The following is a 24,032-nucleotide window of genomic DNA, read 5'->3' as shown; positions in this document are numbered from 1 at the left end:
GCTACGCTTCCGCAGGTACCTTCAGCGTCTTCAGCAGGCTCGACAGTTCTGGTTCGTCGATCAAGGTTGCCGCCTGCACAGGAGACAGCCACGCGCGCTGACGCTTTGCCGTTTCCTTCCACTTAGGCAATTGATCCTCGACCCTGAGCAGATAAACGGTCACATCGACGCGCACGAAGCCCGCCGACAGGCGCTTCCAGTATGAATAGCCACCCGCTGGAGCTTTAAGCGTCTTGCCGACAACGCCGGCCTCTTCCATTGCCTCGATCGTTGCCGCCTTGCGCCCGCTCTTGCCTTTCATCGGCCAGCCCTTGGGTACGATGAAGCGCTTGGTCTCGCGCGACGTAACCAGCATCACCTCGATCTCGCCGGTATCGCCGATCCGAAACGGAATGGCGGCGACCTGCCGGACCCGTTCGCCTTTCTTGGCCTTGCGTATGGCTCTTTTTTTAGGTGTCGGCATATGACTATCTCGTTCGTCGCCCGTATAGGCCATCGCTGTTCACCAGAATGACGCTTGCGCACCGATTCTGTTGCTACAAGATAGACGGCTAATTATTTCAGGCAAACCGCGCTAGCGGCATTTCTTCACATAAGTGTTGCCGAATACTTCGGTTCGGCAGTTCGATCCGATCGTTGGCACATTCGGCCGCTGCAGTTGGAGCGGCACGACCTGCTGCCTGTCCTGCTGGCGAAATTGCTGCTGTTGCTGCTGGAACTGCTGCCGCTGCAACTGGTTCTGCAGAACCATCAGTTCCGTCGCCCGATCCTGAGCTGCGGAGAGGCCGGGGTTGATCGAAGTCACGGGTTCTGCTGCTTGTGCGACACCAATTACGGCGGGAAGCAGCGCCAGGCTTGTGCAAAGAGCAATCGTCAGCTTTTGGGTTCGTTGCATGGCGGCTTCAACCTACTATGCCGAATATATAGGGCTCGATTGCGAAAAGTGGAATGCGGCGTTCGAAAATGGCTTCCTAGAATATGAACCGACCGGCCGTCTTGCGGTGCGCCGGAAAAGAAAAAGGCCGCCTTTCGGCGGCCTTCCTTACCCTCGTTGCCTCCTGGGCAACGTGAATGAACTGATTAACGGCAGCTGTCGGTGTCGCCAACGCAATCTGCGACAGCCTGGAACTTGGTGTTCAGAGCGGAGCCGAGCGCGCCAGCGCCAACGATGATGGCAAGAGCGATCAGAGCTGCGATAAGGCCGTATTCGATAGCCGTGGCGCCCGACTCGTCCTTGACGAAACGCGAAAGAAGCTTGGTCATGAGAGTATTCCTTTTGCCCAGGTTGTGACTTCCGTAAGACGGTCTCTTGTCGAACCGTGGCCTAACCTTGCAGGGAACCGATTTCGGTTGCGTTAAAGGGAATGGTAAACGAAAGGTAGTGTGGCGCGTGCTTAACAAATGCCGAATGAAATCGGCAGGTTAATATAGAAATGCTTCCTATTGTGGGGTGGTTGTCTCCCCGTCAAAGGTCGGGCCGTGGCTTATCGACTGCGCCGAGCTAGGCTCGCGGAAACTGGCTTTCGCACAACCATGAAGGCTGGCCCTTCATGGCGGTGGCAGTCGAGCCTGAATGAGGCAGCGAGGTGTGTCGCTTACGCGGTCACTGGTGCAAGGCTCTGTCGGCGAACCGCCAGTTGCGTGCAGAAAGCCGCAAAGGCAAATACCGCAAGGCCAGCCGGAATGTCGGCGAGGTGGTGACCACCGTGAACAAGAACTGCCGGCAAAACGATAAGGTTGATGACCAGATAGGGCGCAAACAGCCACTTCACGTTGCGGGCATAGTAAGTGGCGGTAACCGCCAGTACGATGTGGAACGATGGGAAAGCGATCAACCCGCGCAACTCGTTCGGGCTGAGAAATGGGGAGCCGTTTTTCAACAGCGCCAGGATTTCCAGGCCATAGGCCGGATCCACTATTGGCCGCACCGCGCGCATGACTTCATCCGGCAGCGTGTGGTAGGCCTTCGCGCCGGCGCTCGGAAACAGACCCCAGAACATCACGGAGATCGTCCCTGCAACCACCACGGTGATCATCAAGCCGTGCAGGTCGTCCATGCGCGAACTCAGGCTGAGCACCACCAGCAGCAGGGCAATCTGTGGCAAGGTGGATGCGTAGGAAAAGCGCATGAGTTCGTTGAACCACGGATGGTGCGCAGCCCATCCAAGCATTCCGGGCCAGTCGTAACCCATCGCTGCATCGATCTGGAAAAGCCAATGGTCGATCGTCGGATTCGAATTTGGCGTCAAAAGGTAATTGAACAGCGACATGACCGCCGTGAAGAAAATGAAGAGCCCGGCGCTCGTTGCCATAGCGCCAATCGTGTCGCTACGTCCCGAGCGGCGGTAGAAAAGACCCAGCACAAGAAGCGCTGACACCAAAGCCGCAAGGGTTCCGTAAGCAGCAAGGTCCACCCGTGGGCCTCGCACGAGGATCAAGGCGACGTCGATCAATGCCACCGTCGCGGATACCCTGAGGACGAAAGCCTCCGCGGGAAAGAGATGCGTCGCTGCCGTTTTCATGTTCCCTGCTTTGCACAAGAAGCTCAAGAATTCGCTAATCGGGGTGGCGTGGAGGTTCGCGGCGCGGCTCTTCAATTTCTCGTTTGAACGATTGCGCCGAAGCGTCGTCCGCCATATCTGTCTATCCGAAACAGACATTGGAAAGATCTGGATGTTTCGCTTTGTGTTCCGTTTGGCTGCGATGATTTCGCTTTCGATTGCCGTCATCATGGCGGTACTCGATGCAACGCGTACCGTCGCCGCCTCGCAATTGGTCCTGACGCCGCTCAAGACGAGCTGGAATGCCGTGTCACCGCAGACGATGAGTGCTGCTGAAATATTTGTACGCGAAAAAATGGCGCCTGTTTTGTGGGACGTCGGCGCCGACTGGTTGCTCAGCTTGCCGGGCTGCGTGATTTTCGCCGGATTGGCTCTCGCATTCTACGCCATTGGCTACAGGCGCGAGCGAGTTGCCGGACGATACGTTGCGACCTGATCTTTCCGGTGCTTCGGCACAATGAAAGGAAGACGACTTGTTTTTTCTCAGCGATATCTTGAACAAGAAAATTACCTTGCCGAAAGCTGGCGAGGCGCTTCCCGGTCGCGACAAGGCTATTGCGACAGCGGCGAAACACTATGTGTCCAAGCATCCGCTCAAGGGACCCTATCCGGAAGGGCTGGAGAGGGCCCTGTTTGGCATGGGATGTTTCTGGGGTGCCGAGCGGCTGTTCTGGCAAACGGAAGGCGTATGGGTAACCGCAGCGGGATATGCCGGTGGCCTCACGCCTAATCCCACCTATCAGGAAACCTGCACCGGCCTGACCGGTCATGCCGAGGTCGTTTTGGTGGTCTTCGACCCGAAGATCGTTTCGTACAGCGAGTTGCTCAAGCTGTTTTGGGAAAGCCACGATCCTACGCAAGGCATGCGCCAGGGCAACGATGTCGGCACCACCTACCGCTCGGCGATCTATACCTATGACGAGGCTCAATATCAGGCGGCGATTGCGTCGCGTGACGCTTACGACGCTTCGTTGCGCAGTGCCGGTCGCAGTCAGATCAGCACGGAGATCGCGCCAGCGCCCGAGTTTTACTTCGCCGAGGAAGGACACCAGCAGTATCTGGCCAAGAATCCCAATGGTTATTGCGGCCTGCAGGGAACAGGCGTGGCATGCCCGATTCCGGCTGCGGCTTCGGCTTGATGTAACGAAGGTAACACCAGATCGTATCATCGCGGTTTGGTGATTGCGATTTTCCAAAAGGTCAAAAATTCAGGATGAATTTTGTTTCCGGCCATGCCAGATTGGCTTTGGCGGGGGCCGAAGTTCCCGCCCAATCTGCGCGCCGGCGCTGAAAGTGCCCGGTGCGCTGCACTACAACGGAAAAACAACCGACAGGGTGTGGACCACATGAAACGTATCGTCCTCGGCCTTTTGGCCGCTACAGCCATGATTTTCCCGGCTTTCGCCGCGGACATCCAGCCGGCTCTGCTGTACGATCTCGGCGGAAAGTTCGACAAATCCTTCAACGAGGCTGCCTATAACGGAGCCGAGAAGTTCAAGACCGAAACCGGCATTGCCTATGTCGAGTTCGAAGTTTCCAACGCTTCGCAGCGCGAGCAGGCACTGCGCCGCTTTGCCGAAGATGGCCGCAGCCCGATCGTCATGGCAGGCTTCTCCTGGGTGGATTCCCTGAAGAAGGTTGCCGCCGAGTATCCTGAACTCAAGTTTGCGATCATTGATGACGCGGTCGACCTGCCGAATGTGCGCTCTTTGGTGTTCAAGGAGCATGAAGGTTCCTATCTGGTCGGCGTGATGGCGGCGATCGCGTCGAAGTCCAAGAAGGTCGGCTTCATCGGCGGTATGGACATTCCGCTGATCCGCAAGTTCGGCTGCGGCTATGTCGGCGGCGCGAAGGCGGCGGGGGCCACGGACGTGATCCAGAACATGACCGGCGATACGCCTGCTGCATGGAACGATCCGGCCAAGGGCGGTGAAATCGCCAAGACCCAGATCGACCAGGGTGCGGACGTCATCTACGCCGCAGCGGGCGGCACTGGCGTCGGTGTGCTGCAAGCCGCTGCCGATGCCGGCAAGCTCGGTATCGGCGTCGATTCCAACCAGAACGGCCTGCAGCCCGGTAAAGTGCTGACCTCGATGCTCAAGCGCGTCGACGTCGCCGTCTACAATTCGTTCATGGATGCCAAGGACGACAAGTTCACCGCGGGCCTGAACAATCTCGGCCTCAAGGAAGGCGGCGTCGACTACGCCATGGACGACAACAACAAGGACCTCGTTACGGCGGATATGAAGGCTGCCGTCGAAAAGGCCAAGGCCGACATCATCGCCGGCACGGTCGAGGTTCACGACTACACGTCGGATAGCGCCTGCCCTTACTGATCCGCGCGAAATGGTATCGAGACCGCCGGGATCATCCCGGCGGTTTTCTTTTGGGGGAAGCGATGTCGCCGACGATTGTCCCGATGCGCAAGGAGCACGCGCGTGCCGTTTCGCTTCTGCGATTCTCCGCTTTCTTTGAAGGCAGCGACCGCACCCCGGAACAGGATGCAGGCGAATTATGCGCGCTTGTCGAGAACAACGATTTTGAAACGGCGTTGGTCGCGCTTGTGGACGAGAAACCCATGGGCTCGGTGCTGCTTGTTCGCCACGAACTCGACGCCGCACACGATCTCACGCCGTGGCTGGCAGGCCTTGTGGTCGCCGAAGATCACCGGCATCTCGGCATCGGTTCGCCTCTGGTCAGGGCGCTGGAAACCCAGGCTCGATCGCTCGGCGTCGAAACGCTCTATCTCTACACGTGGGAAGCGCGCGATTTTTATGCCCGGCTCGGCTGGAAGGGCGTCGAAACGTTCGTCCAGGACGATGAGCCGATGATGCTCATGTCGCGTCGCTTGCGTTCATAGCTTTCCGGCCAGATAGCCGAGCGCAAACATCAAGATTAGGCCAAGCGCAACAATCAGGCCGCGCATCGCGCTTTTTCCACTGGCTCCGGTGTCCACCACATTCCGTCCCGTGTTGGAAACGGGAACTCCAGAGGGTGCAAAATTTCCGCCCGTCTCCCGGGCACTGCCTTGCATCTGCGGCAACGCGGATATCCGGTTGAGCACGGAGTTCCAGCCCTTGTCGGCGTGATTGGCGTTGTTGTCGCCGAGATCGAATACATGCGCCCGCTCGGCCATCTGGAGAACCGCATCGCGAAATGCCGGGTCAAGCTCCAGGTCACGCTCGGCGCGTTCCCGTTCCTCTTCGTCCATCAGGCCAAGCACATAGCTGCCGGCCCGCTTGCTGCGGTCTCGTTCACCTGTCATTGCCACTGTCCCCCAGAGGCAGGACCTGTCGATCCGGTCGCGTCTATTTACCAGTGAGGCGGTTTTGTTACCGGTATCTCGCCGGCCGACTGCTCTTCCAACTCCAGGAAGCGCTCAGTCAGCGCGTCGAGCTTATGCTGAAGGCGTTCGATCACTTTCCATTGTTCGGCTATCTGGCCGGATAGCTCTTCGATGACTTTTTCCTGTTCGGCCGAACGGATTTCCAGCGCCGTCTGCCGATCTTCGGTCGTGATCATCCGCTGAATCCTTCGTCTTGTCATCTACCCGGCACGAAACATCCGCCGGCACCTGCTCTAGCAATTATCACGGCACGGTGTGGTGAGGGAAATTGACAAGCGGTCTGCCTTTTGTCGAGAGTGGACCCGATTGGCACCGTCATTGGGCCATGCTAGTCATTTTTGACCAAGCGATAAAAACAATGGGAACACCCGCATGGGCCAGGCCGCCATCGAATTGATTGGCATCAACAAGAGCTTTGGCGCTGTCCATGCCAATCGCGACATCAATCTCGAAATCCCGCGCGGCACCATCCATGGCATCGTCGGCGAAAATGGAGCGGGCAAGTCGACGCTGATGTCGATCCTGTACGGCTTTTACCAGGCTGACAGCGGTGAGATCAGGGTCAACGGCAAACCGGCGGCAATCAAGACGTCCAACGACGCCATCGCAGCCGGCATCGGCATGGTCCACCAGCACTTCATGCTGGTCGAGAATTTCACCGTGCTTGAAAACATCATCTTGGGTGCCGAGGGCGAGGCGCTGCTCAAGACCAGCATCGCCAAGGCACGCTCCGAACTTCAAAGGCTTGAGCGGGAATACGGCCTTGAGGTGGACCCCGACGCCATCATCGAGGAGTTGCCGGTCGGCATCCAGCAGCGCGTGGAAATCCTCAAGGCGCTCTATCGCGGCGCTGAAATCCTGATCCTCGACGAACCCACCGGTGTTCTTACGCCGGCCGAGGCCGACCATCTCTTCCGCATCCTCAAGCAATTGAAGGAACAGGGCAAAACCGTCGTGCTGATCACGCACAAGCTGCGTGAGATCATGGCGATCACCGACAACGTCTCGGTGATGCGGCAAGGCACTATGGTGGCGACGCGCGAGACCAAGAAGACTACCGTCGAGGAACTCGCCGAACTCATGGTCGGGCGGCGCGTGTTGCTTCGCGTCGAAAAGGGCGCTGCCAATACAGGAGCGGTTAAGCTGGCAGTTTCCAATCTGACTGTGCGGGATCAGCGCGGCGTCACCATGGTTGACGATGTTTCGTTCGAGGTGCGCGCCGGAGAGATCGTCGGTATCGCGGGCGTTGCCGGCAACGGGCAATCGGAGCTGATCGAGGCGATCTCAGGCATCAGGCGTGCTGTCTCGGGCAGCGTTCTGCTCGATGGCAAGCCGATCGACGTCACCGGCACCGCCGACCCCGGCGAATTGCGCGACCGTGGTCTTGCCCACGTTCCGGAAGACCGCCATCATGTCGGGCTGGTTCTGGCTTTTGAGGAAAACGAGAATTCGATCCTCGGCTATCATGACGACGAACGCTACCGGAAAGGCCTGCTTCTCGACATAGACGCTATCCGCAACGACGCGAAGTCGAAGATCGAAGGCTACGATATCCGCCCACCTGACTGTCGGCTCAAGACGGCCAATTTTTCCGGCGGTAACCAGCAGAAGATCGTGCTGGCGCGCGAGATGGAGCAGGACCCCGGTGTCTTGATCGTCGGCCAGCCTACGCGCGGTGTCGATGTCGGCGCCATCGAGTTCATCCACAAGCGTCTCATCGCCATGCGCGACCAAGGCAAGGCCGTGCTGCTCATCTCGGTCGAGCTTGACGAGATCCGTTCGCTTTCCGATCGCATCCTGGTCATGTTTGCCGGCCGCATCGTTGGCGAACGCGGACCCGAGGCGAGCGAAGGCGAGCTTGGCCTGCTCATGGCGGGCGTCGAACAGCGGGAGGCCGCAGAGTGAGCACCCCATATGCCAAGCTTCCTGCCTGGGCCGACTATGGCCTGATCCCGCTTATCAACCTGGCTGTCGCTTTCATCGTTGCCGGGTTCGTCGTCCTCCTGGTCGGTGAGAATCCATTGCGGGCCGCGGCCATCCTCGTCGAAGGCGCTTTTGGGCGCGGGCAGGGCATTGCGTTTACGCTCTACTACGCCACCACCTTCATTTTCACCGGACTATCGGTTGCGGTGGCCGTCCACTGCGGCCTCTTCAATATCGGTACGGAAGGACAGGCCTACATCGCCGGCCTCGGCGTGGCGGTCGTCTGTCTGACGTTCGATGCCACCTTGCCGTGGTGGTTGACCTTTCCGCTGGCAACGCTCGCGGCGGCGGCGATGGGAGCGCTGTGGGCGCTGCTTCCGGCCTATCTTCAGGCCAAGCGCGGCTCGCACATCGTCATCACCACAATCATGTTCAACTTCATAGCCGCCTCGATCATGGTCTACCTGCTCGTTGGCATGCTGAAGCCGCCGGGCTCGATGGCGCCGCAGACGCGCATCTTCCTTGAGGGAGCGCAGTTGCCAAAGCTCAACTGGGTCATCGAACTGTTCGGCGCGCGGGTGCGTTCGGCTCCGCTCAACATTTCCTTCCTCCTCGCGCTGCTAATGGCGTTCCTGACATGGGTGCTGATCTGGCGCACGCGGCTCGGCTACGAGATCCGCACCTATGGCCACAGCCCCAAAGCAGCGCGCTATGCCGGCATTTCGGAAACCCGCATCATCATCATCACCATGATGATCTCGGGTGCGCTGGGCGGCATGATGGCTCTCAACCCAACAATGGGCGACCAGCACAATGTGGCGATCGATTTCGTCAGCGGCGCCGGCTTCGTCGGCATCGCGGTGGCGCTGATGGGGCGCTCGCATCCCGTCGGCATCGTGCTGGCCGCAATCCTGTTCGGCATGCTGTATCAGGGCGGCGCGGAACTGGCCTTTGAGATGCCTGCGATCAGCCGCGACATGATCGTCATTATCCAGGGACTGGTCATTCTGTTTGCCGGTGCGCTCGAGCACATGTTCCGACCGTCGATCCAGGCGCTGTTCGCTTCGTTCAGCCCGAAGTCCGTCGGCATGGCTGCGACCAAGGGCAAGGGGGCGTAGATGGATATCTTCAACATCATCATCCAGACGCTCGATTCAACGCTGCGCCTGTCTGTGCCGCTGTTGCTTGCCTGCCTTGCCGGGCTCTATTCGGAACGCTCCGGCATCTTCGACATCGGCCTTGAAGGCAAGATGCTGGTCGGCGCCTTTGCCGGTGCCGCCGCCGCGTCGGTTTTCCACTCCGCCTTCATCGGGCTTGGCATGGCGATCCTCATCTCCATTTCCTTCGCAATGATCCACGGCTTCGCCTCGATCACCCATCGCGGCAACCAGATCGTGTCCGGCGTCGCCATCAATTTCATCGCCGCGGGTTCCACAGTCATTCTGGGTCAGGCATGGTTCCAGCAAGGTGGGCGCACGCCAGCGCTGGCTGAAGGCGAACGGTTCTCGCCGATCACCTTGCCCGGAGCCGATGCGGTCAAGGATATCCCGGTGCTCGGTCACCTTTATTCCGAGCTGTTGTCGGGGCATTCGCTGATCGCCTACATCGCCTTTGCCATGGTGCCGATCACTTGGTGGGTGCTTTACCGCACACGCTTCGGCCTTCGCCTGCGCGCCGTCGGCGAGAACCCGGCCGCTGTCGATACAGCCGGTATTTCGGTTACGTGGCTGCGCTATCGCGCGTTGCTGTGCACCGGTGTGCTGACGGGATTGGCGGGCGCCTATCTGTCGATGACTCAGAACGGCGGCTTCGTGAAAGACATGACTGCCGGCAAGGGCTACATCGCGCTTGCCGCTCTCATCTTCGCCAAGTGGAAGCCGGTCAATGCCATGTTTGCCTGTCTCTTGTTCGGATTCCTCGACGCGTTGGCCATCCGTCTCCAGGGCACACCATTGCCCATCATCGGCAAGGTGCCGGTGCAGTTCATGCAGGCGCTGCCCTACATACTGACGGTCGTATTGCTGGCAGGGTTCATCGGCAAGGCGATCCCGCCACGCGCTGGCGGCGTGCCTTACGTGAAGGAACGATAAGCATGATCCAAAAAAGTGGATGCCGGTTTTTGGTCAAGATCATGCGCAAGGAAACAAGCAATGTCGCATGACCTCTACCTTGCCGCGAAAGCGGCCATGGCCAAGGCCTATGCGCCCTATTCGAAGTTCCCGGTCGGCGCTGCCATCCGCACCGAGGATGGTCGCATCTTCGCCGGCGCCAATATCGAGGTCGCTTCCTATCCGGAAGGCTGGTGCGCCGAAACCACGGCGCTTGGTCACTACATCATGGGCGGAGGCGGCAAGATTGTCGAAATCGCGGTGATCGCCGAACGCATGGCCAAATGTTCCCCCTGCGGCGGATGCCGCCAGCGGTTGGCGGAATTTACCCGTCCCGACACCCGGCTCTATCTGTGTGACGAAACCGGCGTAGCTGAAACCGTGACGATGGGCGACATGCTGCCCTGCGGCTTCCGTGGCGATATCCTCAAATGAAGCAGGCAATCGACCGTCTCACGGAACGGCTGGACGGGCTGATGCCGACGACGGCGCTGGTGCTGGGTTCGGGTCTTGGCAATCTCGCCGAACAGGTAGAGGACGCGATCCGCGTCCCGCATTCCGAATTGCCGGGGTTTCCCAAAAGCGGTGTCACCGGCCATGTTGGCGAGGTCGTTGCCGGCAAGTTTGCCGGACAGCCGGTGCTGATGCTCTCAGGCCGTGCCCATTACTATGAGCACGGCGACGCCGCTGTCATGCGCCCGGTTATCGAGACGCTTGCCGGCCTTGGCGTGAACAAGCTCATTTTGACCAACGCGGCGGGCTCGCTGGACCCCGACATGCCGCCCGGATCGGTCATGCTGATAACCGATCACATCAATTTTTCCGGCTCGAACCCATTGTTCGGCGAGCCGAGCGACCGCCGCTTCGTCGGTCTCACCGAAGCCTATGACGCAGGTATGCGCTCGGCCTTTGAAAAGGCTGCAAAGGCTACCCACACCCAGTTGCATAAAGGCGTCTACATGTGGTTCTCGGGACCGTCCTTCGAGACGCCGGCCGAGATACGCATGGCTCGGCTATTCGGGGCCAATGCGGTGGGCATGTCCACAGTGCCTGAGGTTATCCTTGCCCGCTTCTTCGGGCTTCGCGTTGCCGCCTGCTCGGTTATCACCAACCTTGCCGCCGGCATGACTGGGGCTGAGCTTTCGCACCAGGAAACCAAGGACATGGCGCCACTTGGCGGTGCGCGTCTGGCAACTGTTCTCAAATACGTCTTTCGCAAGGGCCTGCTTGATGGCTAGCGCTCTCTCACGCTGGCAGGAAGAAGGCGGCGAGGGTCGATAATGCTGCCCCAGGAGATCATCCGCGCCAAGCGCGACGGCGGCAAGCTGGTGGCTGGTGAGATTGCAGCGTTCATCGCAGGTCTTGCTTCCGGCACGGTTACGGAAGGGCAGGCGGCGGCTTTTGCCATGGCCGTGTTCTTCAACGGCATGAACCGCGACGAGGTTGTTGCGCTTACGCTCGCCATGCGGGACTCTGGCGATGTGCTCGACTGGTCGGACCTGCCGGGTCCAGTCAGCGACAAGCACTCGACCGGTGGTGTCGGCGACAACGTGTCCTTGATGCTGGCGCCGATCGTTGCAGCCTGCGGAGCCTATGTGCCGATGATCTCCGGTCGCGGCCTTGGCCACACCGGCGGTACGCTGGACAAGATGGATTCCATTCCGGGCTATGTTTCGCAGCCCGACCTTGCGCTGTTTCGCAAGGCTGTTGTCGAAACCGGTGCCGCGATCATTGGCCAGACCGCCGATCTCGCTCCGGCCGACAGGCGGCTCTATGGCATCCGCGATGTCACCGCGACGGTCGAGTCGGTTCCTCTGATCACGGCGTCCATTCTGTCGAAGAAGCTGGCCGCCGGCCTCAAGTCGCTCGTTCTCGATGTCAAGGTCGGCAACGGTGCTTTCATGGAAAAGTCGCGCGATGCGACGGCTCTGGCAACCAGCCTGGTCGAGGTCGCGAACGGTGCCGGCCTGAAAGCCTCCGCGCTGATCACCGGCATGAACGAGCCGCTTGCCTCCGCAGCCGGCAATGCCGTCGAGGTTCAGAACGCAGTCGATTTCCTCACGGGACGTTCGCGCGACAAGCGGCTGGAGGATGTCACCTTGGCGCTTGCCGCCGAAATGCTGCAACTGGCGGGCCTTGCCTCATCTAACCAGGATGGCTTTCGCCGCGCCGGCGAGGCTTTGGAAGGTGGGCGCGCGGCTGCCGTGTTCGCGCGCATGGTCAGCGTGCTCGGCGGTCCCGCTGATTTCATCGACAAGCCTGAAAAATATCTGCCGAAAGCGCCCGTCGAGCGACCGGTCAAAGCGCAACGAGGCGGCTTTGTCACTGGTGTTGCCACGCGCGCCATCGGGCTTGCCGTGGTCGAATTGGGCGGTGGTCGCACTCGGCCGGAAGACAAGGTCGATCATGCTGTCGGCCTCACCAGCCTGTTGCCGGTCGGCGCCGAAGTCCGCGGGGGCGATATGTTGGCCCTGGTGCATGCGCGAAGCGAAGATCAGGCGGACAGGGCGTCCGCTGCAGTGCTCGCCGCCTACACAATCGGGCCGGCGCGGTCGTCACCGGACAAGGCGATCCTGCGCCGCGTACTCCCGCGCGATTGATGCTTCTATTTTACTGCGCCAGCAGCAGTGTGCCGTTCTCGGCCTTGTAGCTGGCAAGCCGCCCGAGAAAACTCATGCCGATCAGGTTGGTCTGCAGGGCCCGGTCATCGAGTACGATGGCTTGGACATTGTCCAGGTTGATCTTGCCGATCTGTAGCCGGGCGATGGTGACCGCAGCGCCCCGGATCTTGCCGTTGGCGGTACTGACTTCGTGGCGGAAATCGGAAGGGTTCAACGAAATTCCAACCCTGCGTGCCGTCGACGTCGTAAGTGCTACCAATGTCGCGCCGGTATCGACCAGCGCGTCGATCTGGCGTCCATTTACCCTGAACGGCGCTGAAAAATGCCCTGCCTGATCCTGCTGGAGCAGGACCTTGCGGCCAAGTGGCTGTTCCACATCGGTTGGAGCCGGGGCAGTCAGCTTGATATCCGACGCTACAGTTTCCGTCGGCTCGCTGGTCCCCGTAACCGATTTCAGCACGGCCTCGAAGGCTTCCGGATTCGACTGGTAGAGCGCGGGTATCGTCGTGGATACGCCGACAATAGCTCCGAGAAAAAGCAGACTGCGCAGCATGTGCTCGCCCCGATCAGAGCGGTCAGCCTAGCCAGCTTATGGTATCCAGCGGTTTAAAACGGCGCTTCCACCGTCAAATTGCGTAAATTTCCGGTAAACAGCGGCTATTTGGTGCCGTACATGCGGTCGCCGGCATCGCCGAGGCCGGGCATGATGTAACCCTTCTCGTTCAGTTGCCGATCGATCGAGGCGGTGAACACCGGCACATCCGGATGCGCCGTGGTGAAACGCTCGATGCCCTCGGGCGCTGCCAGCAGGCACAAGAAGCGAAGATTGGTGGCGCCGCGCGCCTTCAATTTGTCGATGGCCGCAATTGCCGAATTGGCTGTCGCCAGCATCGGGTCCACGACGATGACTAGACGGTCTGCAAGATCGCTCGGCGCCTTGAAAAAGTATTCGATCGCTTCAAGCGTGTCGTGGTCCCTGTAAAGCCCGATATGGGCGACGCGCGCTGCCGGCACCAGATCAAGCAGTCCTTCGAGAAGGCCGTTGCCTGCGCGCAGTACGGAGGCAAACACCAGCTTCTTGCCCTCGAGAATCGGTGCGTCGATTTCTTCGATGGGCGTCTGGATCTTGGTCGTCGTCAGTTCGAGGTCGCGGGTCACTTCGTAGCAGAGCAAAAGCGAAATCTCGCGCAACAAACGCCGGAAGCCGGCCGTCGAAGTCTCCTTGTTTCGCATGATGCTGAGCTTGTGCTGCACAAGCGGATGGTCGACGACGGTGACGCCCTTCATGATGTTTCTCCGTGTTTGGCAGCCATACTAGCGAGTGGCAGTTGCGCAAGAAACCGCCGCTCAGGTGCCAATCACAGCTTTCACAGGCAGAATCAACGACTAGTGCTGCTGTTCAACCGGGAAAGCAGGTCCGATCGCGTCTTTCGGTCGACAAAGGCGGCCTCTATGGCAGTTCGCGTAACGGCAGCAAGCGCCTTGTCGTCCATGCCGAAATGCTCGCGCGCAATGTCGTACTCGCGCTTCAGCGAGGTCCAGAAATAGGGTGGATCGTCGGAATTCAGGGTTACCTTGCAGCCTGCGTCCTTGAGTGCCGGAAATGGATGGCTGGCGAAATCGGGAAACACCGAAAGCGCGATGTTTGAGCCGGGGCAGCATTCCAGCACGATGCCTTCCTCGGCGATGCGACGCACCAGGTCGGCATTCTCGATGGCTCGCACACCGTGGCCAATACGCGAAGGCCGGATATGGTCGAGCGCTGCGGCAACACTTTCCCAGCCCATAAGTTCGCCGGCATGGATGGTGATGCCCAGCCCCGCTTCGCGGGCGATCTCGAAGGCGCGGACATAGTCCTCGAAATCGCCCATCCGCTCGTCGCCCGCAACGCCGAAGCCGGTCACCAGCGGATGGTTGCATCTGGCGGCGAAACGCGCGGCCTGCTCGATTGCCTCGACGCCAACGTGGCGCACGCCGGTCACGATCATCCGGCCCTCGATACCGGTTTTGGCCTTGGCGCGCAGCATGCCTTCGCCCAGCGCATCGGTATAGGCCTGCGGCGACAGTCCGGCGCGGATTGCGTGGTCGGGGGACGTGAAAACTTCCGAATAAATGGCTCCGTCGCGGGCAAGGCTTGTCAGGTAGTGATCGGCCAGAAGGGCATAGTCGTCCTCGGAACGGAAAAGGTCTGCCGAAAAGTCATACGCAGCAAGGAAGCTTGTGAAATCGTGCCAGACAAACGAGCCGTCTTGAATGAAGGGAGAAGGGTCCTTGCCGTATTTTTGCGCCTGCCGGATGACGAGTTCGGGCGATGCTGCTCCTTCGATATGGCAGTGCAGTTCTGCTTTCAGCGGCATCGGTTTTCCTTCATCTGCAGCGGCTGAGCGCCGCGCCTAAAGACATAGCGCCCGGTATCCTGATCGGCTATGGTCCCGCCGGTTTTATGGCGGATCAAAATCATGTCAGTTGAAAGAACGACCGCTCAGGGCGGCATGGAAACGTCTTACGGCTTCCGCCAGGTTGGAGCCGGCGACAAGCAGCCGCTGGTCAACGAGGTGTTCCACAAGGTCGCCAACCGCTACGACCTGATGAACGACCTCATGTCGGCAGGCATGCACCGGTTGTGGAAGGACGCCATGGTCGCCTGGCTCAATCCTTCAAGGCGCCCCGGCTGGAAGGTGCTCGACGTTGCCGGCGGCACCGGCGACATCGCGTTCCGCATCATCGAGGCCAGCCAGCGAAACGCACATGCAACCGTACTCGATATAAACGGCTCCATGCTCGATGTCGGCCGGGATCGCGCTGCCAAGAACGGCCTTGCGGCCAATGCCGACTTTGTCGAAGCCAATGCCGAGAAACTGCCATTCGCCGACGGAACGTTCGACGCCTATACGATCGCCTTCGGCATCCGCAACGTGCCGCGCATCGATAGGGCATTGTCGGAAGCTTACCGCGTCCTCAAACCCGGTGGACGCTTTCTCTGTCTGGAATTTTCCGACGTCGACATGCCGTTGCTCGACCGTGTCTATGAAGCGTGGTCGTTCAATGCCATCCCTCGCATCGGCAAGATGGTGACCGGTGACGGCGAACCCTATTCCTATCTTGTCGAGTCGATCCGCAAGTTCCCTGACCAGAAGAACTTCGCCGAAATGATCTCGAAAGCCGGCTTCGACCGCGTCACGTTCCGCAACTATTCCGGCGGCATTGCCGCGTTGCATTCGGGCTGGAAGCTTTGACGGGATCGGCCTCATGAGCAGTCTGGGTGCCGCGTTCCGCCTTGTGCGGGCTGGCTGGGTTCTGGTGCGGGAGGGCGTGGTGGCTGCCGTCCCCGGCGACCAACTGTCGGGCCTGCCCAAATTCGGCTGGCGCGTTGCGGTTATGTTTACGCGGCGCCGGGCTCTCAGCCAGCGTCGCACGGACCGGCTGGCGCGAGCGGTGGCACGGCTCGGCCCCTCCTATGTGAAGCTCGGCCAGTTCCTCGCAACCCGCCCTGACGTGGTTGGCAACGATATCGCGCTCGATCTCGCGCTGCTGCAGGACAAGATGCAGACCTTCTCGAAGTCGGAGGCCATTGCAGCTGTCGAAGCTTCGCTTGGCCGGTCGGTCGGTGATCTTTACCTGAATTTTGGCGATGCGGTTGCGGCCGCCTCCATCGCCCAAGTGCATCCGGCCGAAGTCGATGAGGCCAGGGGGCGCAAGCAGGTTGCCGTGAAGGTCATCCGGCCGGGCGTTCGCCGCCGCTTCCAGCATGACCTTGAAAGCTACTTCCTCGCTGCCCGGCTGCAGGAAAAGTACATACCCTCTTCGCGCCGTCTAAGGCCCGTCGAAGTTACCCAGACGCTTGCCCAGACCACGCGCATCGAAATGGATCTCAGGCTTGAGGGGGCGGCACTTTCCGAGCTTGGCGAAAACATCAAGGGAGATCCCGGCTTCCGTGTGCCTGCCGTCGATTGGGAGCGCACCGGTCGCGACGTGCTCACCATGGAATGGGTCGACGGCATCAAGATGAACGACGTTGCAGCGCTTGATGCCGCCGGCCACGACCTCAAGGCGATTGCCGCGAACCTTATCCAGTCGTTCCTGCGCCACACGCTGCGTGATGGCTTTTTCCATGCCGACATGCATCCGGGCAACCTGTTCGTCGAAGCCGACGGCACCATTGTCGCTGTCGACCTCGGCATCGCCGGCCGTCTTGGCAAGAAGGAACGCCGTTTCCTCGCCGAAATCCTCTTTGGCTTTATCACGCGCGATTACCTGCGTGTGGCCGAAGTGCATTTCGAGGCCGGTTACGTGCCGCACAAGCACGATGTTGCCGCTTTTGCGCAGGCTATCCGTGCCATTGGCGAGCCGATCCACGGTCAGCCGGCCGAAACCATTTCCATGGCCAAGCTGCTCACGCTCCTGTTTGAAGTAACCGAGCTTTTCGACATGCAGACGCGGCCCGAGCTGGTGCTGCTGCAAAAGACCATGGTGGTGGTTGAAGGCGTTGCCCGCACGCTCGATCCGGCTTTCAACATGTGGAAAACCTCGGAGCCGGTGGTCGGCAACTGGATCCGCGACAATCTTGGCCCGCGCGGCATGCTGGCCGATGCGCGCGAGGGGTTGCACGCCTTGTCGTCTCTGGCCCGCCATTTGCCGGACATGGCAGCGCGTACCGAACGGCTCTCGCGTGAGATCGACCTCATGGCCGAGAACGGCTTGCGCATCGATGAGGCCACGGCCCAGGCTATCGGCAAAGCGGAGGCGCGCCATTCGCGCTCCGGGCGGCTTGCGCTGTGGGTCATCGCGCTTGCGCTTGTCTACATCGCGTGGCGGCTGTTCTGACTTGTTCAAATTGATGGCAATGCTATCATTGCCATCAAAAGCGCGAGCGGTGTGCTATCATGGCAAATATCACGATCCGTAATCTCGATGACGAGGTGAAGGAACTGCTTCGCCAGTTGGCGGCGCAGAACAATCTCTCCATGGAAGAGCAGGCGCGGCTCATGATCCGGGCCGCTGTCGAAGGCCAGCTTGGTCCTGCGAGCCGCATCGAGCAGATCGAAGCGACGTTGCGCGAGCTTGCAGGCGAAAAGGCCAAGTCTCATTCAAAGACTCCTCTGCCGGTCAAAGACCGGTCCGGCAGTCTCGCGAACAGACGCATCCTGCTCGTCATTGGCGGCGGCATCGCTGCCTACAAGGTGCTTGATCTCATCCGCCGCCTGCGCGAGCGTGGGGCTGCGGTGCGGCCCGTCATGACCGCTGCGGCGCTGGAGTTCGTCACGCCGCTGTCGGTCGGAGCGCTTGCCGCCGATCACGTCTTCACCGATCTGTTCGACCGCAAGGACGAGCATGACATCGGCCACATCCGCCTGTCCCGCGAGGCGGATCTGATCGTCGTTGCCCCGGCCACCGCCGACCTCATGGCCAAGCTTGCCAACGGTCTTGCCAACGATCTTGCTTCTACCGTCCTTCTCGCAACGAACAAGCCGGTGCTGATGGCGCCGGCCATGAACCCAAGGATGTGGGCGCATCCGGCAACGCGCCGCAATCGCAGCCAGCTTGAAAAGGACGGCGTCAGGTTCGTCGGCCCGGCGCGCGGCGAGATGGCCGAAAGCGGCGAGGCTGGCGAAGGTCGCATGGCGGAGCCGCTGGAGATCGTTGCGGCGATCGAAGCAATGTTCAGGCCCGGCGCCAAGCCGTTGGCGGGCCGCAAGATCATTGTCACTTCGGGTCCGACGCATGAACCGATCGATCCGGTGCGCTACATCGCCAACCGCTCGTCCGGCAAGCAGGGCCACGCCATCGCTGCCGCGCTCGCAAGGCTGGGGGCCGACGTCCGGCTTGTCTCCGGCCCGGTGACGATCCCCGACCCTGCCGGCGTGAAGACGGCGCATGTCGAAAGCGCCCGTGAAATGCAGGCTACGGTCGAGGAATTGCTGCCCGCTGACGCCGCCGTGTTCGTCGCGGCGGTTGCCGACTGGCGCACTTCAAACTCAGCCGGCGAAAAGATCAAGAAGGTCGCTGGCGAGGGACCGCCCGCGCTGCAGATGGTGGAGAACCCCGACATTCTGGCCGGGGTTGGCCATCATGAGAAGCGGCCTTCGCTTGTCGTCGGCTTCGCGGCCGAGACCCAGAACATCCTGCAGAATGCAGAAGCCAAGCTGAACAAGAAAGGTGCCGACTTCATCGTCGCCAACGATGTCTCGCACGACAGCGGTATCGGTTCTTCCGGCGTCATGGGCGGCGACCGAAACAGCGTGCGCATCGTCTCACGTGCCGGAGTGGACGCTTGGCCGGAGATGACCAAGGAACAGGTTGCCGAACGGCTCGCCGCACTCATCGCGGAGAAGCTGGCAAACGTAGCTGCCAAGGCCTGATCCGATGGAAAGGCGGCGCTGACGCGCCGCCTGGAAGGGTAAGCCGCACCTGAACTGTGCGAGGGAAAGCTATTTCAGTGAATGCATCAACTCGAGCGATGTCACCGCGACCGCTACATTGAGGCCGGTTTGTGCCTGCACGCTGAGCGGCTGCAATGCATAGGAACGCTGGAAGCCGCCAAGCAGCAGGTTTGCGCCGCCGCCGGTTACAACGCTCGCCTCGGCGTTCACGCCGTAGTAGTTGCCGGCCAGATTGCCGCTGTCATAGTCGCGCGATGCGGCGAGCACAGACCAGACCAGCTGACCCTGATGGGTGGAGCCGAGGTCAACGCCGAGCTTGGAAATGACGCCGGTGTAGATTTCGGACGGTCCGCCGTTCGATGGCTTGAATGTGCACGACACGCCCTTGTTCGAGGTCACGACATAAGAGGTTCCGCCGTCGATCGAGCAATCGAGTACGCCGAGTTCAAACCGGCCAGTGGCATTCGCCGATGTTGCGAGGCCAAGGGCGGCAAAAGCTGCGGCGAGGGTAAGTTTCTTGATCATGAAATCTCTCCTGAAGCAGGACAAGGGCAACGCGAGGAGCGCTGGATACCCTGAAGAACGCCCCACGCTCGGGACCGTTCCCTGCAACCGTGGCGTGATGATGGCATGATCGATGTCGTTGCCGCCAAAGACGGTCGCGGCAGCGCCTCCGGGCATTCCTTGAAGCCTAAGCGCTGCTATCAGCCAACGCGTGTGCGCGAAAGCCCGTCCTTGGCCGGCTGGTAGGTGGGGCTGAGCCGCACAGCTTCAGCATAGGCCTTTGCTGCCTTTGCCTTGTCGCCACGCCGTTCATAGACAAGCGCCTGATTGGTCCAGGCTTCGGCGTTCTTCGGATCGAGCTTGATCGCCATGTTGAAGTCGGCGAAGGCGTTGTCTTCCTGGTTCAAGGCCAGATAAGACAGGCCGCGCCCGTTGTAAGGCTCGGAAGCGTCAGACGCGAGCGAGATCGAGGTCGAGAAATCCTCGATGGCGTAGTTGTGCTGGCCCTGGCTCTGATAGATCAGGCCGCGGTTGTGATAGGCGCGCGCGTCCGTCGTATCGAGTTGGATGGCTTTCTGGAAATCGTTGAAGGCTTCCTGCGTCCGTCCGGCCTTGCGGTAAAGATTGCCGCGCCCGATATAGGCGGCATCGTAATTCGCGTTGATCTGGATCGACCGGTTGTAGTCGGCTAGCGCCTTGGCCTGGTCGCCCATGAAGCGATAGATGAGCGCGCGGTTCGAATAGGCCTGGTAGAAATTCGGGTTGAGTTCGATTGCCGTGTCGAAGTCCTTCAGCGCCTGCTGGTACTTGCCGCCCCTGCCGTAAGCGGAGCCACGAACGTTGTAGCCCTCCGGGTCGCGAGGATTCGAGTTGATGACCTGGGTCAGCGAGGAAATATTTTCCGCCGAGCCTTGCGCGGTGTCGATACTGGCGAGTTCACCTGCCGGACCGGACTGGCATGCGGCCAGCGCCAGCAGGGAAGTAAAGGCCGCCGCCAGCGCAAAACCACTATGTGAGGTCCTGCGCTTTTCGCTCAAAGCATCCATCGCTGTCTTATCCTCGTCTCTCTAGCTGGCTCAGCCCCGCGCCGCCACGCGTCCGCTCATTCCAACCCAAAATAAAAGGTGGCCGCGATTGAGCATCGCGCCACCTCAAATATCCCCCGAAAGGGGCAAAAAACTGGCGTGATCAGCGCGGTGCGCGTGCAGCACCGGCTGCAGCTGCGGCCGGACGCGGAGTGCCGGGGATGAGGCCTTCGCGCTGGGCGCGCTTGCGAGCGAGCTTGCGGGCGCGGCGGACGGCCTCGGCCTTCTCGCGAGCACGCTTTTCCGACGGCTTCTCATAGTGCCCGCGCATCTTCATTTCACGGAAGATGCCTTCGCGCTGCATCTTCTTCTTCAGCGCGCGAAGCGCCTGATCAACATTGTTGTCGCGGACGAGTACCTGCACGGGCAATCCTGTCTTTCGGGTTTGAGACCATCTTGCAAGCGGCCATAGCCACAAGCCTCCGTGGCGGGCTCCACCACGAATTTTGGCGGCTGATATCAGAAACGGCGCGGGATGTCCACATAAAGAGTGGCAAAACTGATCAAATCCGTACGCCTATTCCGCGGCGTCGCTGGAGGCGCCGGCTTCATCCGGCGCGTTGGGGTCGCCGGGAGCGGTTTCGCAGCTGAGGTCTGGGAAAGCCAGCACCCGCTTGCCGTGGAAGTCCGTGCGCACCACCAGGAGGTTTCGTTCCTCGAAGTAAGTGATCAGCCGGCGCGCGCGGCGCGGCGAATGACTGCCATAAGTGCGGGCCAACGTGGCATCGGAGGGGCAGGGTGCGCCGGAGACTGCTGCCTGGGCGACGACGAGGAACACGCCTTGCAGGTCTTCCGGCAGGCTCTCCGACAGGCTGAGCGCCGTTGCCCATGTCTCGCCGCCCGCCGTCTCGCGGTCGACGCCGGCGCGCGCCACCGCCAGCTTGCGGCGGAAAGCGGCAAGCTGGAGAGGTTCGCCGGCGACGCGGCGGATACGGCAGCGTACGAGGAAGTCCTGATAAAGCACCGCATCGGTGCGGAACGCCGCATCGGGGTCTTCGAGTATTTCGCGCATTACCGCGTCTATACCGGCGGCGCGCTCGGCTTCGTCGATGATGGCGAAAACCGGTTCCGCCGGTTGCTCCGGTGCCGGTTGCGGGCGCGACAACTGGGCGATGATGTCGGCCGTCGGCGTGGGTGCCGGCGGTGGGCGGCGCACCGGCTGCCGCATTTCTTCCGGGCCGGGGGTGAAAATCAGGCCGAGCGTGTCCTCCGTCGTTTCCGGCAGCGGCATCAGCTTGGGGCTTACCGAGCGGGCGGAGGTCTCGACCGCGCCGATCGTCACCGGCAAAGGCCGCCGCGAGATCGCAGGGCCGAGCGCCACGAAATGGCCGCGCGCCAGGTCGCGGAACATCTCGGCCTGCCTGCGGTCCATGCCGAGCAAGTCGGGGGCGCGCGCCATGTCGATATCGAGGAAGGTGCGACCCATGAGGAAGTTGGAAGCTTCCGCCGCCACGTTCTTGGCAAGCTTTGCCAGCCGCTGCGTTGCGATGACGCCCGCCAAGCCGCGCTTGCGGCCACGGCACATCAGGTTGGTCATCGCGCCAAGCGAGACCTTGCGCGCCTCATCAGATACTTCGCCGGCCACTGCCGGCGCGAAAAGCTGCGCTTCGTCCACCACGACCAGCACCGGGTACCAATGGTCGCGTTCGGCATCGAACATGCCGCCAAGAAAGGCGGCTGCCGCGCGCATCTGCTGCTCGACATCCAGCCCCTCCAGGTTGAGCACGACCGACACGCGGTGGAGGCGGATGCGGCCGGCAATGCGGGTCAACTCGCTTTCCGTGCGCTGGGCATCGACGACGACGTGACCGAACTTGTCGGCGAGCGTGACGAAATCGCCCTCCGGGTCGATCACGCACTGCTGCACCCAAGGTGCGCTCTGTTCCAGCAGGCGGCGCAGAAGGTGCGACTTGCCGGAGCCCGAATTGCCCTGGACGAGCAAACGGGTTGCCAGCAATTCCTCCAGATCCAGCATGGCAGGCTTCCCGGGGGAGGCCGCTCCCATGTCTATATCTACCTTCACGCATCGCTCCTTTACGGAAATAAGGCTCTAGCACCGCAGTTCGGTCATTGCGAAGCTTTGAAGCGGCAATACCCACAGGCCGTTTGCCGCGATGCTTGCGTATGACGCAAAGCGGCACTAGTCGTCGCAAACAGCGCAAGGATGGCCGCATGGTTTCGCTAGTGGTACACCTCGCGCGACAGGCGTATCGAACGCCGCTCCTCATCCGCGAGGCTTGGAACACGTGAAAAAATATTCGGTATTCGCCATCGCCCGTGAGGCCATGCGTGGCCACAAGGGTTGGGAGGAACAATGGTCCTCGCCAGAGCCCAGGAAAGAATATGACGTGATCATCGTCGGGGCCGGCGGCCACGGTCTTGGCACCGCTTACTATCTCGCCAAGGAGCACGGCATCACCAATATCGCGGTGCTGGAAAAGGGTTGGCTCGGCGGCGGCAACACCGGCCGCAACACCACCATCATCCGCTCCAACTATCTCTATGACGAATCGGCGGGCATCTACGACCATGCCGTGAAGCTGTGGGACGGGCTTTCCCAGGACCTCAACTACAACGTCATGTATTCGGCGCGCGGCGTCATGATGCTGGCGCACAACATCCACGACATCCAGGTATTCAAGCGCCACATTCATGCCAATCGCCTGAACGGCATCGACAATGAATGGCTGACGCCGGAGCAGGCCAAGGAATTCTGCCCACCGCTCAACATCTCGAAGGATGCCCGCTATCCCGTGCTGGGCGCCGCCCTGCAGCGGCGCGGCGGCACTGCCCGTCATGATGCGGTCGCGTGGGGCTATGCCCGCGGCGCTTCGGCGCGCGGCGTCCACATCATCCAGAACTGCGAGGTCACCGGCATCAATCGCGGACCGAATGGCGAGGTTACCGGCGTGGAGACGACGCGCGGCACCATCGGCGCGAAGAAGGTCGGTGTCGTGGCTGCCGGCCACACCTCGGTGCTGATGAACATGGCTGGCGTTCGCATGCCGCTCGAAAGCTATCCGTTGCAGGCGCTGGTGTCGGAGCCGATCAAGCCGATCGTTCCCTGCGTGGTCATGTCGAACACCGTGCACGCCTACATCTCCCAGTCCGACAAGGGCGAACTGGTGATCGGCGCCGGCACCGACCAGTATACGTCCTATTCGCAGACCGGCGGCCTCCACATCCTCGAGCACACGCTCGACGCCATCTGCGAGATGTTCCCGATCTTCACGCGCATGAAGATGCTGCGCTCCTGGGGCGGCATCGTCGATGTCACGCCGGATCGCTCGCCGATCCTGGCCAAGACCCCGGTCAAGGGCCTCTACGTCAATTGCGGCTGGGGTACCGGCGGCTTCAAGGCAACGCCGGGCTCGGCCAACGTCTTTGCCCACACCATTGCCCGCGACGAGCCGCATCCGATCAATGCGCCATTCACGCTGGAGCGCTTCAGCACCGGGCGCCTGATCGACGAGGCGGCAGCCGCCGCCGTGGCGCACTGAGGCT

27 protein-coding genes are annotated in these 24,032 nt (G+C 61.0%); 14 read left to right on the top strand and 13 right to left on the bottom strand.

The annotated features are described in order from the left end of the window. Position 1: 1 nt before the first annotated feature. The 4 genes from ASD50_RS00255 to ASD50_RS00240 form a co-directional block, all read right to left on the bottom strand. Complete coding sequence (locus ASD50_RS00255) at positions 2 to 463, bottom strand: NUDIX hydrolase (protein WP_056234694.1); 462 nt, start codon at positions 461 to 463, stop codon at positions 2 to 4. A gap of 111 nt (positions 464 to 574) precedes the next feature. Continuing rightward, positions 575 to 895: a hypothetical protein gene (locus tag ASD50_RS00250; RefSeq protein WP_056234060.1), complete on the bottom strand. Its 321-nt coding sequence runs from the start codon at positions 893 to 895 to the stop codon at positions 575 to 577. A gap of 185 nt (positions 896 to 1,080) precedes the next feature. Then, positions 1,081 to 1,263, bottom strand: coding sequence for a Flp family type IVb pilin (locus ASD50_RS00245; protein WP_056234057.1), 183 nt, complete (start codon positions 1,261 to 1,263; stop codon positions 1,081 to 1,083). A 332-nt stretch (positions 1,264 to 1,595) separates the two neighbouring features. Further along, positions 1,596 to 2,522 carry a phosphatase PAP2 family protein gene (locus ASD50_RS00240; protein ID WP_056234052.1) on the bottom strand — a complete coding sequence of 309 codons (927 nt, stop codon included), beginning with the start codon at positions 2,520 to 2,522 and terminating at the stop codon, positions 1,596 to 1,598. A 151-nt stretch (positions 2,523 to 2,673) separates the two neighbouring features. On the opposite strand from ASD50_RS00240, the gene ASD50_RS00235 reads away from it, so the two are divergent. The 4 genes from ASD50_RS00235 to ASD50_RS00220 all read left to right on the top strand — a co-directional run bounded on the left by ASD50_RS00235 (position 2,674) and on the right by ASD50_RS00220 (position 5,421). Continuing rightward, entirely contained in the window at positions 2,674 to 2,997 is a 324-nt protein-coding gene (locus ASD50_RS00235) for a hypothetical protein (RefSeq protein ID WP_056234691.1), read from the top strand. 37 nt (positions 2,998 to 3,034) lie between these two features. Then, entirely contained in the window at positions 3,035 to 3,700 is a 666-nt protein-coding gene (gene msrA, locus ASD50_RS00230) for a peptide-methionine (S)-S-oxide reductase MsrA (protein WP_056234047.1), read from the top strand. 207 nt (positions 3,701 to 3,907) lie between these two features. Next, positions 3,908 to 4,897, top strand: coding sequence for a BMP family lipoprotein (locus ASD50_RS00225; protein WP_056234042.1), 990 nt, complete (start codon positions 3,908 to 3,910; stop codon positions 4,895 to 4,897). Between the two features lie 62 nt (positions 4,898 to 4,959). Continuing rightward, complete coding sequence (locus tag ASD50_RS00220; RefSeq protein WP_056234039.1) at positions 4,960 to 5,421, top strand: GNAT family N-acetyltransferase; 462 nt, start codon at positions 4,960 to 4,962, stop codon at positions 5,419 to 5,421. On the opposite strand, the gene ASD50_RS00215 is transcribed toward ASD50_RS00220, so the two are convergent. Beyond that, positions 5,416 to 5,826, bottom strand: a complete 411-nt coding sequence (locus tag ASD50_RS00215) for a hypothetical protein (RefSeq protein ID WP_056234036.1) — start codon at positions 5,824 to 5,826, stop codon at positions 5,416 to 5,418. The two genes, ASD50_RS00220 and ASD50_RS00215, sit on opposite strands and share 6 nt — an antisense overlap. A 47-nt stretch (positions 5,827 to 5,873) precedes the next feature. Continuing rightward, the gene (locus ASD50_RS00210; RefSeq protein WP_056234033.1) at positions 5,874 to 6,083 is read right to left on the bottom strand and encodes a SlyX family protein; all 210 of its coding nucleotides are present in this window, start codon (positions 6,081 to 6,083) and stop codon (positions 5,874 to 5,876) included. A 196-nt stretch (positions 6,084 to 6,279) separates the two neighbouring features. Here ASD50_RS00210 and ASD50_RS00205 point away from each other — a divergent pair, with 196 nt between their 5' ends. Genes ASD50_RS00205 through deoA form a run of 6 tightly spaced genes read left to right on the top strand, consistent with a single transcriptional unit; the run spans position 6,280 to position 12,538 of the window. Further along, positions 6,280 to 7,812, top strand: a complete 1,533-nt coding sequence (locus ASD50_RS00205) for an ABC transporter ATP-binding protein (RefSeq protein ID WP_056234029.1) — start codon at positions 6,280 to 6,282, stop codon at positions 7,810 to 7,812. Then, the gene (locus ASD50_RS00200) at positions 7,809 to 8,948 is read left to right on the top strand and encodes an ABC transporter permease (RefSeq protein ID WP_056234026.1); all 1,140 of its coding nucleotides are present in this window, start codon (positions 7,809 to 7,811) and stop codon (positions 8,946 to 8,948) included. The genes ASD50_RS00205 and ASD50_RS00200 overlap by 4 nt, the downstream gene beginning before the upstream one ends. Beyond that, positions 8,949 to 9,920 (top strand): ABC transporter permease, encoded by a 972-nt coding sequence (locus ASD50_RS00195; protein ID WP_056234023.1) that lies wholly within the window; start codon positions 8,949 to 8,951, stop codon positions 9,918 to 9,920. Between the two features lie 60 nt (positions 9,921 to 9,980). Then, the gene (gene cdd, locus ASD50_RS00190) at positions 9,981 to 10,373 is read left to right on the top strand and encodes a cytidine deaminase (RefSeq protein WP_056234019.1); all 393 of its coding nucleotides are present in this window, start codon (positions 9,981 to 9,983) and stop codon (positions 10,371 to 10,373) included. Next, a complete protein-coding gene (locus tag ASD50_RS00185) occupies positions 10,370 to 11,176 on the top strand; it encodes a purine-nucleoside phosphorylase (protein ID WP_056234016.1) in 807 nt (268 codons plus the stop codon). Before cdd ends, ASD50_RS00185 begins: the two co-directional genes overlap by 4 nt. Before the next feature lie 42 nt (positions 11,177 to 11,218). Beyond that, entirely contained in the window at positions 11,219 to 12,538 is a 1,320-nt protein-coding gene (gene deoA / locus ASD50_RS00180; protein ID WP_056234012.1) for a thymidine phosphorylase, read from the top strand. A 10-nt stretch (positions 12,539 to 12,548) separates the two neighbouring features. Here deoA and ASD50_RS00175 read toward each other — a convergent pair whose 3' ends face one another. The 3 genes from ASD50_RS00175 to ASD50_RS00165 all read right to left on the bottom strand — a co-directional run bounded on the left by ASD50_RS00175 (position 12,549) and on the right by ASD50_RS00165 (position 14,916). Next, positions 12,549 to 13,112, bottom strand: a complete 564-nt coding sequence (locus tag ASD50_RS00175; RefSeq protein WP_056234010.1) for a TIGR02281 family clan AA aspartic protease — start codon at positions 13,110 to 13,112, stop codon at positions 12,549 to 12,551. A gap of 104 nt (positions 13,113 to 13,216) precedes the next feature. After that, complete coding sequence (gene upp / locus ASD50_RS00170; protein ID WP_056234007.1) at positions 13,217 to 13,846, bottom strand: uracil phosphoribosyltransferase; 630 nt, start codon at positions 13,844 to 13,846, stop codon at positions 13,217 to 13,219. A gap of 92 nt (positions 13,847 to 13,938) precedes the next feature. Next, complete coding sequence (locus tag ASD50_RS00165) at positions 13,939 to 14,916, bottom strand: adenosine deaminase (RefSeq protein ID WP_056234004.1); 978 nt, start codon at positions 14,914 to 14,916, stop codon at positions 13,939 to 13,941. 102 nt (positions 14,917 to 15,018) lie between these two features. On the opposite strand from ASD50_RS00165, the gene ubiE reads away from it, so the two are divergent. The 3 genes from ubiE to coaBC are packed head-to-tail and all read left to right on the top strand — an operon-like array spanning position 15,019 to position 18,918. Further along, positions 15,019 to 15,795 (top strand): bifunctional demethylmenaquinone methyltransferase/2-methoxy-6-polyprenyl-1,4-benzoquinol methylase UbiE, encoded by a 777-nt coding sequence (gene ubiE, locus ASD50_RS00160; protein ID WP_056234001.1) that lies wholly within the window; start codon positions 15,019 to 15,021, stop codon positions 15,793 to 15,795. Between the two features lie 13 nt (positions 15,796 to 15,808). Beyond that, the gene (gene ubiB, locus ASD50_RS00155) at positions 15,809 to 17,383 is read left to right on the top strand and encodes a 2-polyprenylphenol 6-hydroxylase (RefSeq protein WP_056233999.1); all 1,575 of its coding nucleotides are present in this window, start codon (positions 15,809 to 15,811) and stop codon (positions 17,381 to 17,383) included. 59 nt (positions 17,384 to 17,442) lie between these two features. Continuing rightward, positions 17,443 to 18,918 carry a bifunctional phosphopantothenoylcysteine decarboxylase/phosphopantothenate--cysteine ligase CoaBC gene (gene coaBC, locus ASD50_RS00150; protein ID WP_056233996.1) on the top strand — a complete coding sequence of 492 codons (1,476 nt, stop codon included), beginning with the start codon at positions 17,443 to 17,445 and terminating at the stop codon, positions 18,916 to 18,918. 69 nt (positions 18,919 to 18,987) lie between these two features. Here the strand turns inward: coaBC and ASD50_RS00145 are convergent, their stop codons facing one another. The 4 genes from ASD50_RS00145 to ASD50_RS00130 all read right to left on the bottom strand — a co-directional run bounded on the left by ASD50_RS00145 (position 18,988) and on the right by ASD50_RS00130 (position 22,551). After that, positions 18,988 to 19,464 carry a DUF992 domain-containing protein gene (locus ASD50_RS00145; RefSeq protein ID WP_056233993.1) on the bottom strand — a complete coding sequence of 159 codons (477 nt, stop codon included), beginning with the start codon at positions 19,462 to 19,464 and terminating at the stop codon, positions 18,988 to 18,990. A gap of 179 nt (positions 19,465 to 19,643) precedes the next feature. After that, positions 19,644 to 20,489 (bottom strand): tetratricopeptide repeat protein, encoded by an 846-nt coding sequence (locus tag ASD50_RS00140; protein ID WP_056233990.1) that lies wholly within the window; start codon positions 20,487 to 20,489, stop codon positions 19,644 to 19,646. Between the two features lie 142 nt (positions 20,490 to 20,631). Continuing rightward, positions 20,632 to 20,892: a 30S ribosomal protein S21 gene (rpsU, locus tag ASD50_RS00135; protein WP_056233987.1), complete on the bottom strand. Its 261-nt coding sequence runs from the start codon at positions 20,890 to 20,892 to the stop codon at positions 20,632 to 20,634. A 153-nt stretch (positions 20,893 to 21,045) separates the two neighbouring features. Continuing rightward, positions 21,046 to 22,551: a helicase HerA domain-containing protein gene (locus ASD50_RS00130; RefSeq protein ID WP_413813855.1), complete on the bottom strand. Its 1,506-nt coding sequence runs from the start codon at positions 22,549 to 22,551 to the stop codon at positions 21,046 to 21,048. 223 nt (positions 22,552 to 22,774) lie between these two features. On the opposite strand from ASD50_RS00130, the gene ASD50_RS00125 reads away from it, so the two are divergent. Continuing rightward, complete coding sequence (locus ASD50_RS00125; RefSeq protein WP_056234688.1) at positions 22,775 to 24,028, top strand: sarcosine oxidase subunit beta; 1,254 nt, start codon at positions 22,775 to 22,777, stop codon at positions 24,026 to 24,028. Positions 24,029 to 24,032: the final 4 nt, after the last annotated feature.

Source organism: Mesorhizobium sp. Root552, from assembly GCF_001427285.1.
Classification (GTDB): Bacteria; Pseudomonadota; Alphaproteobacteria; order Rhizobiales; family Rhizobiaceae; genus Mesorhizobium.
Note: the sequence above shows the minus strand (reverse complement) of the source record. Positions and strands in the feature narration are given on the sequence as shown.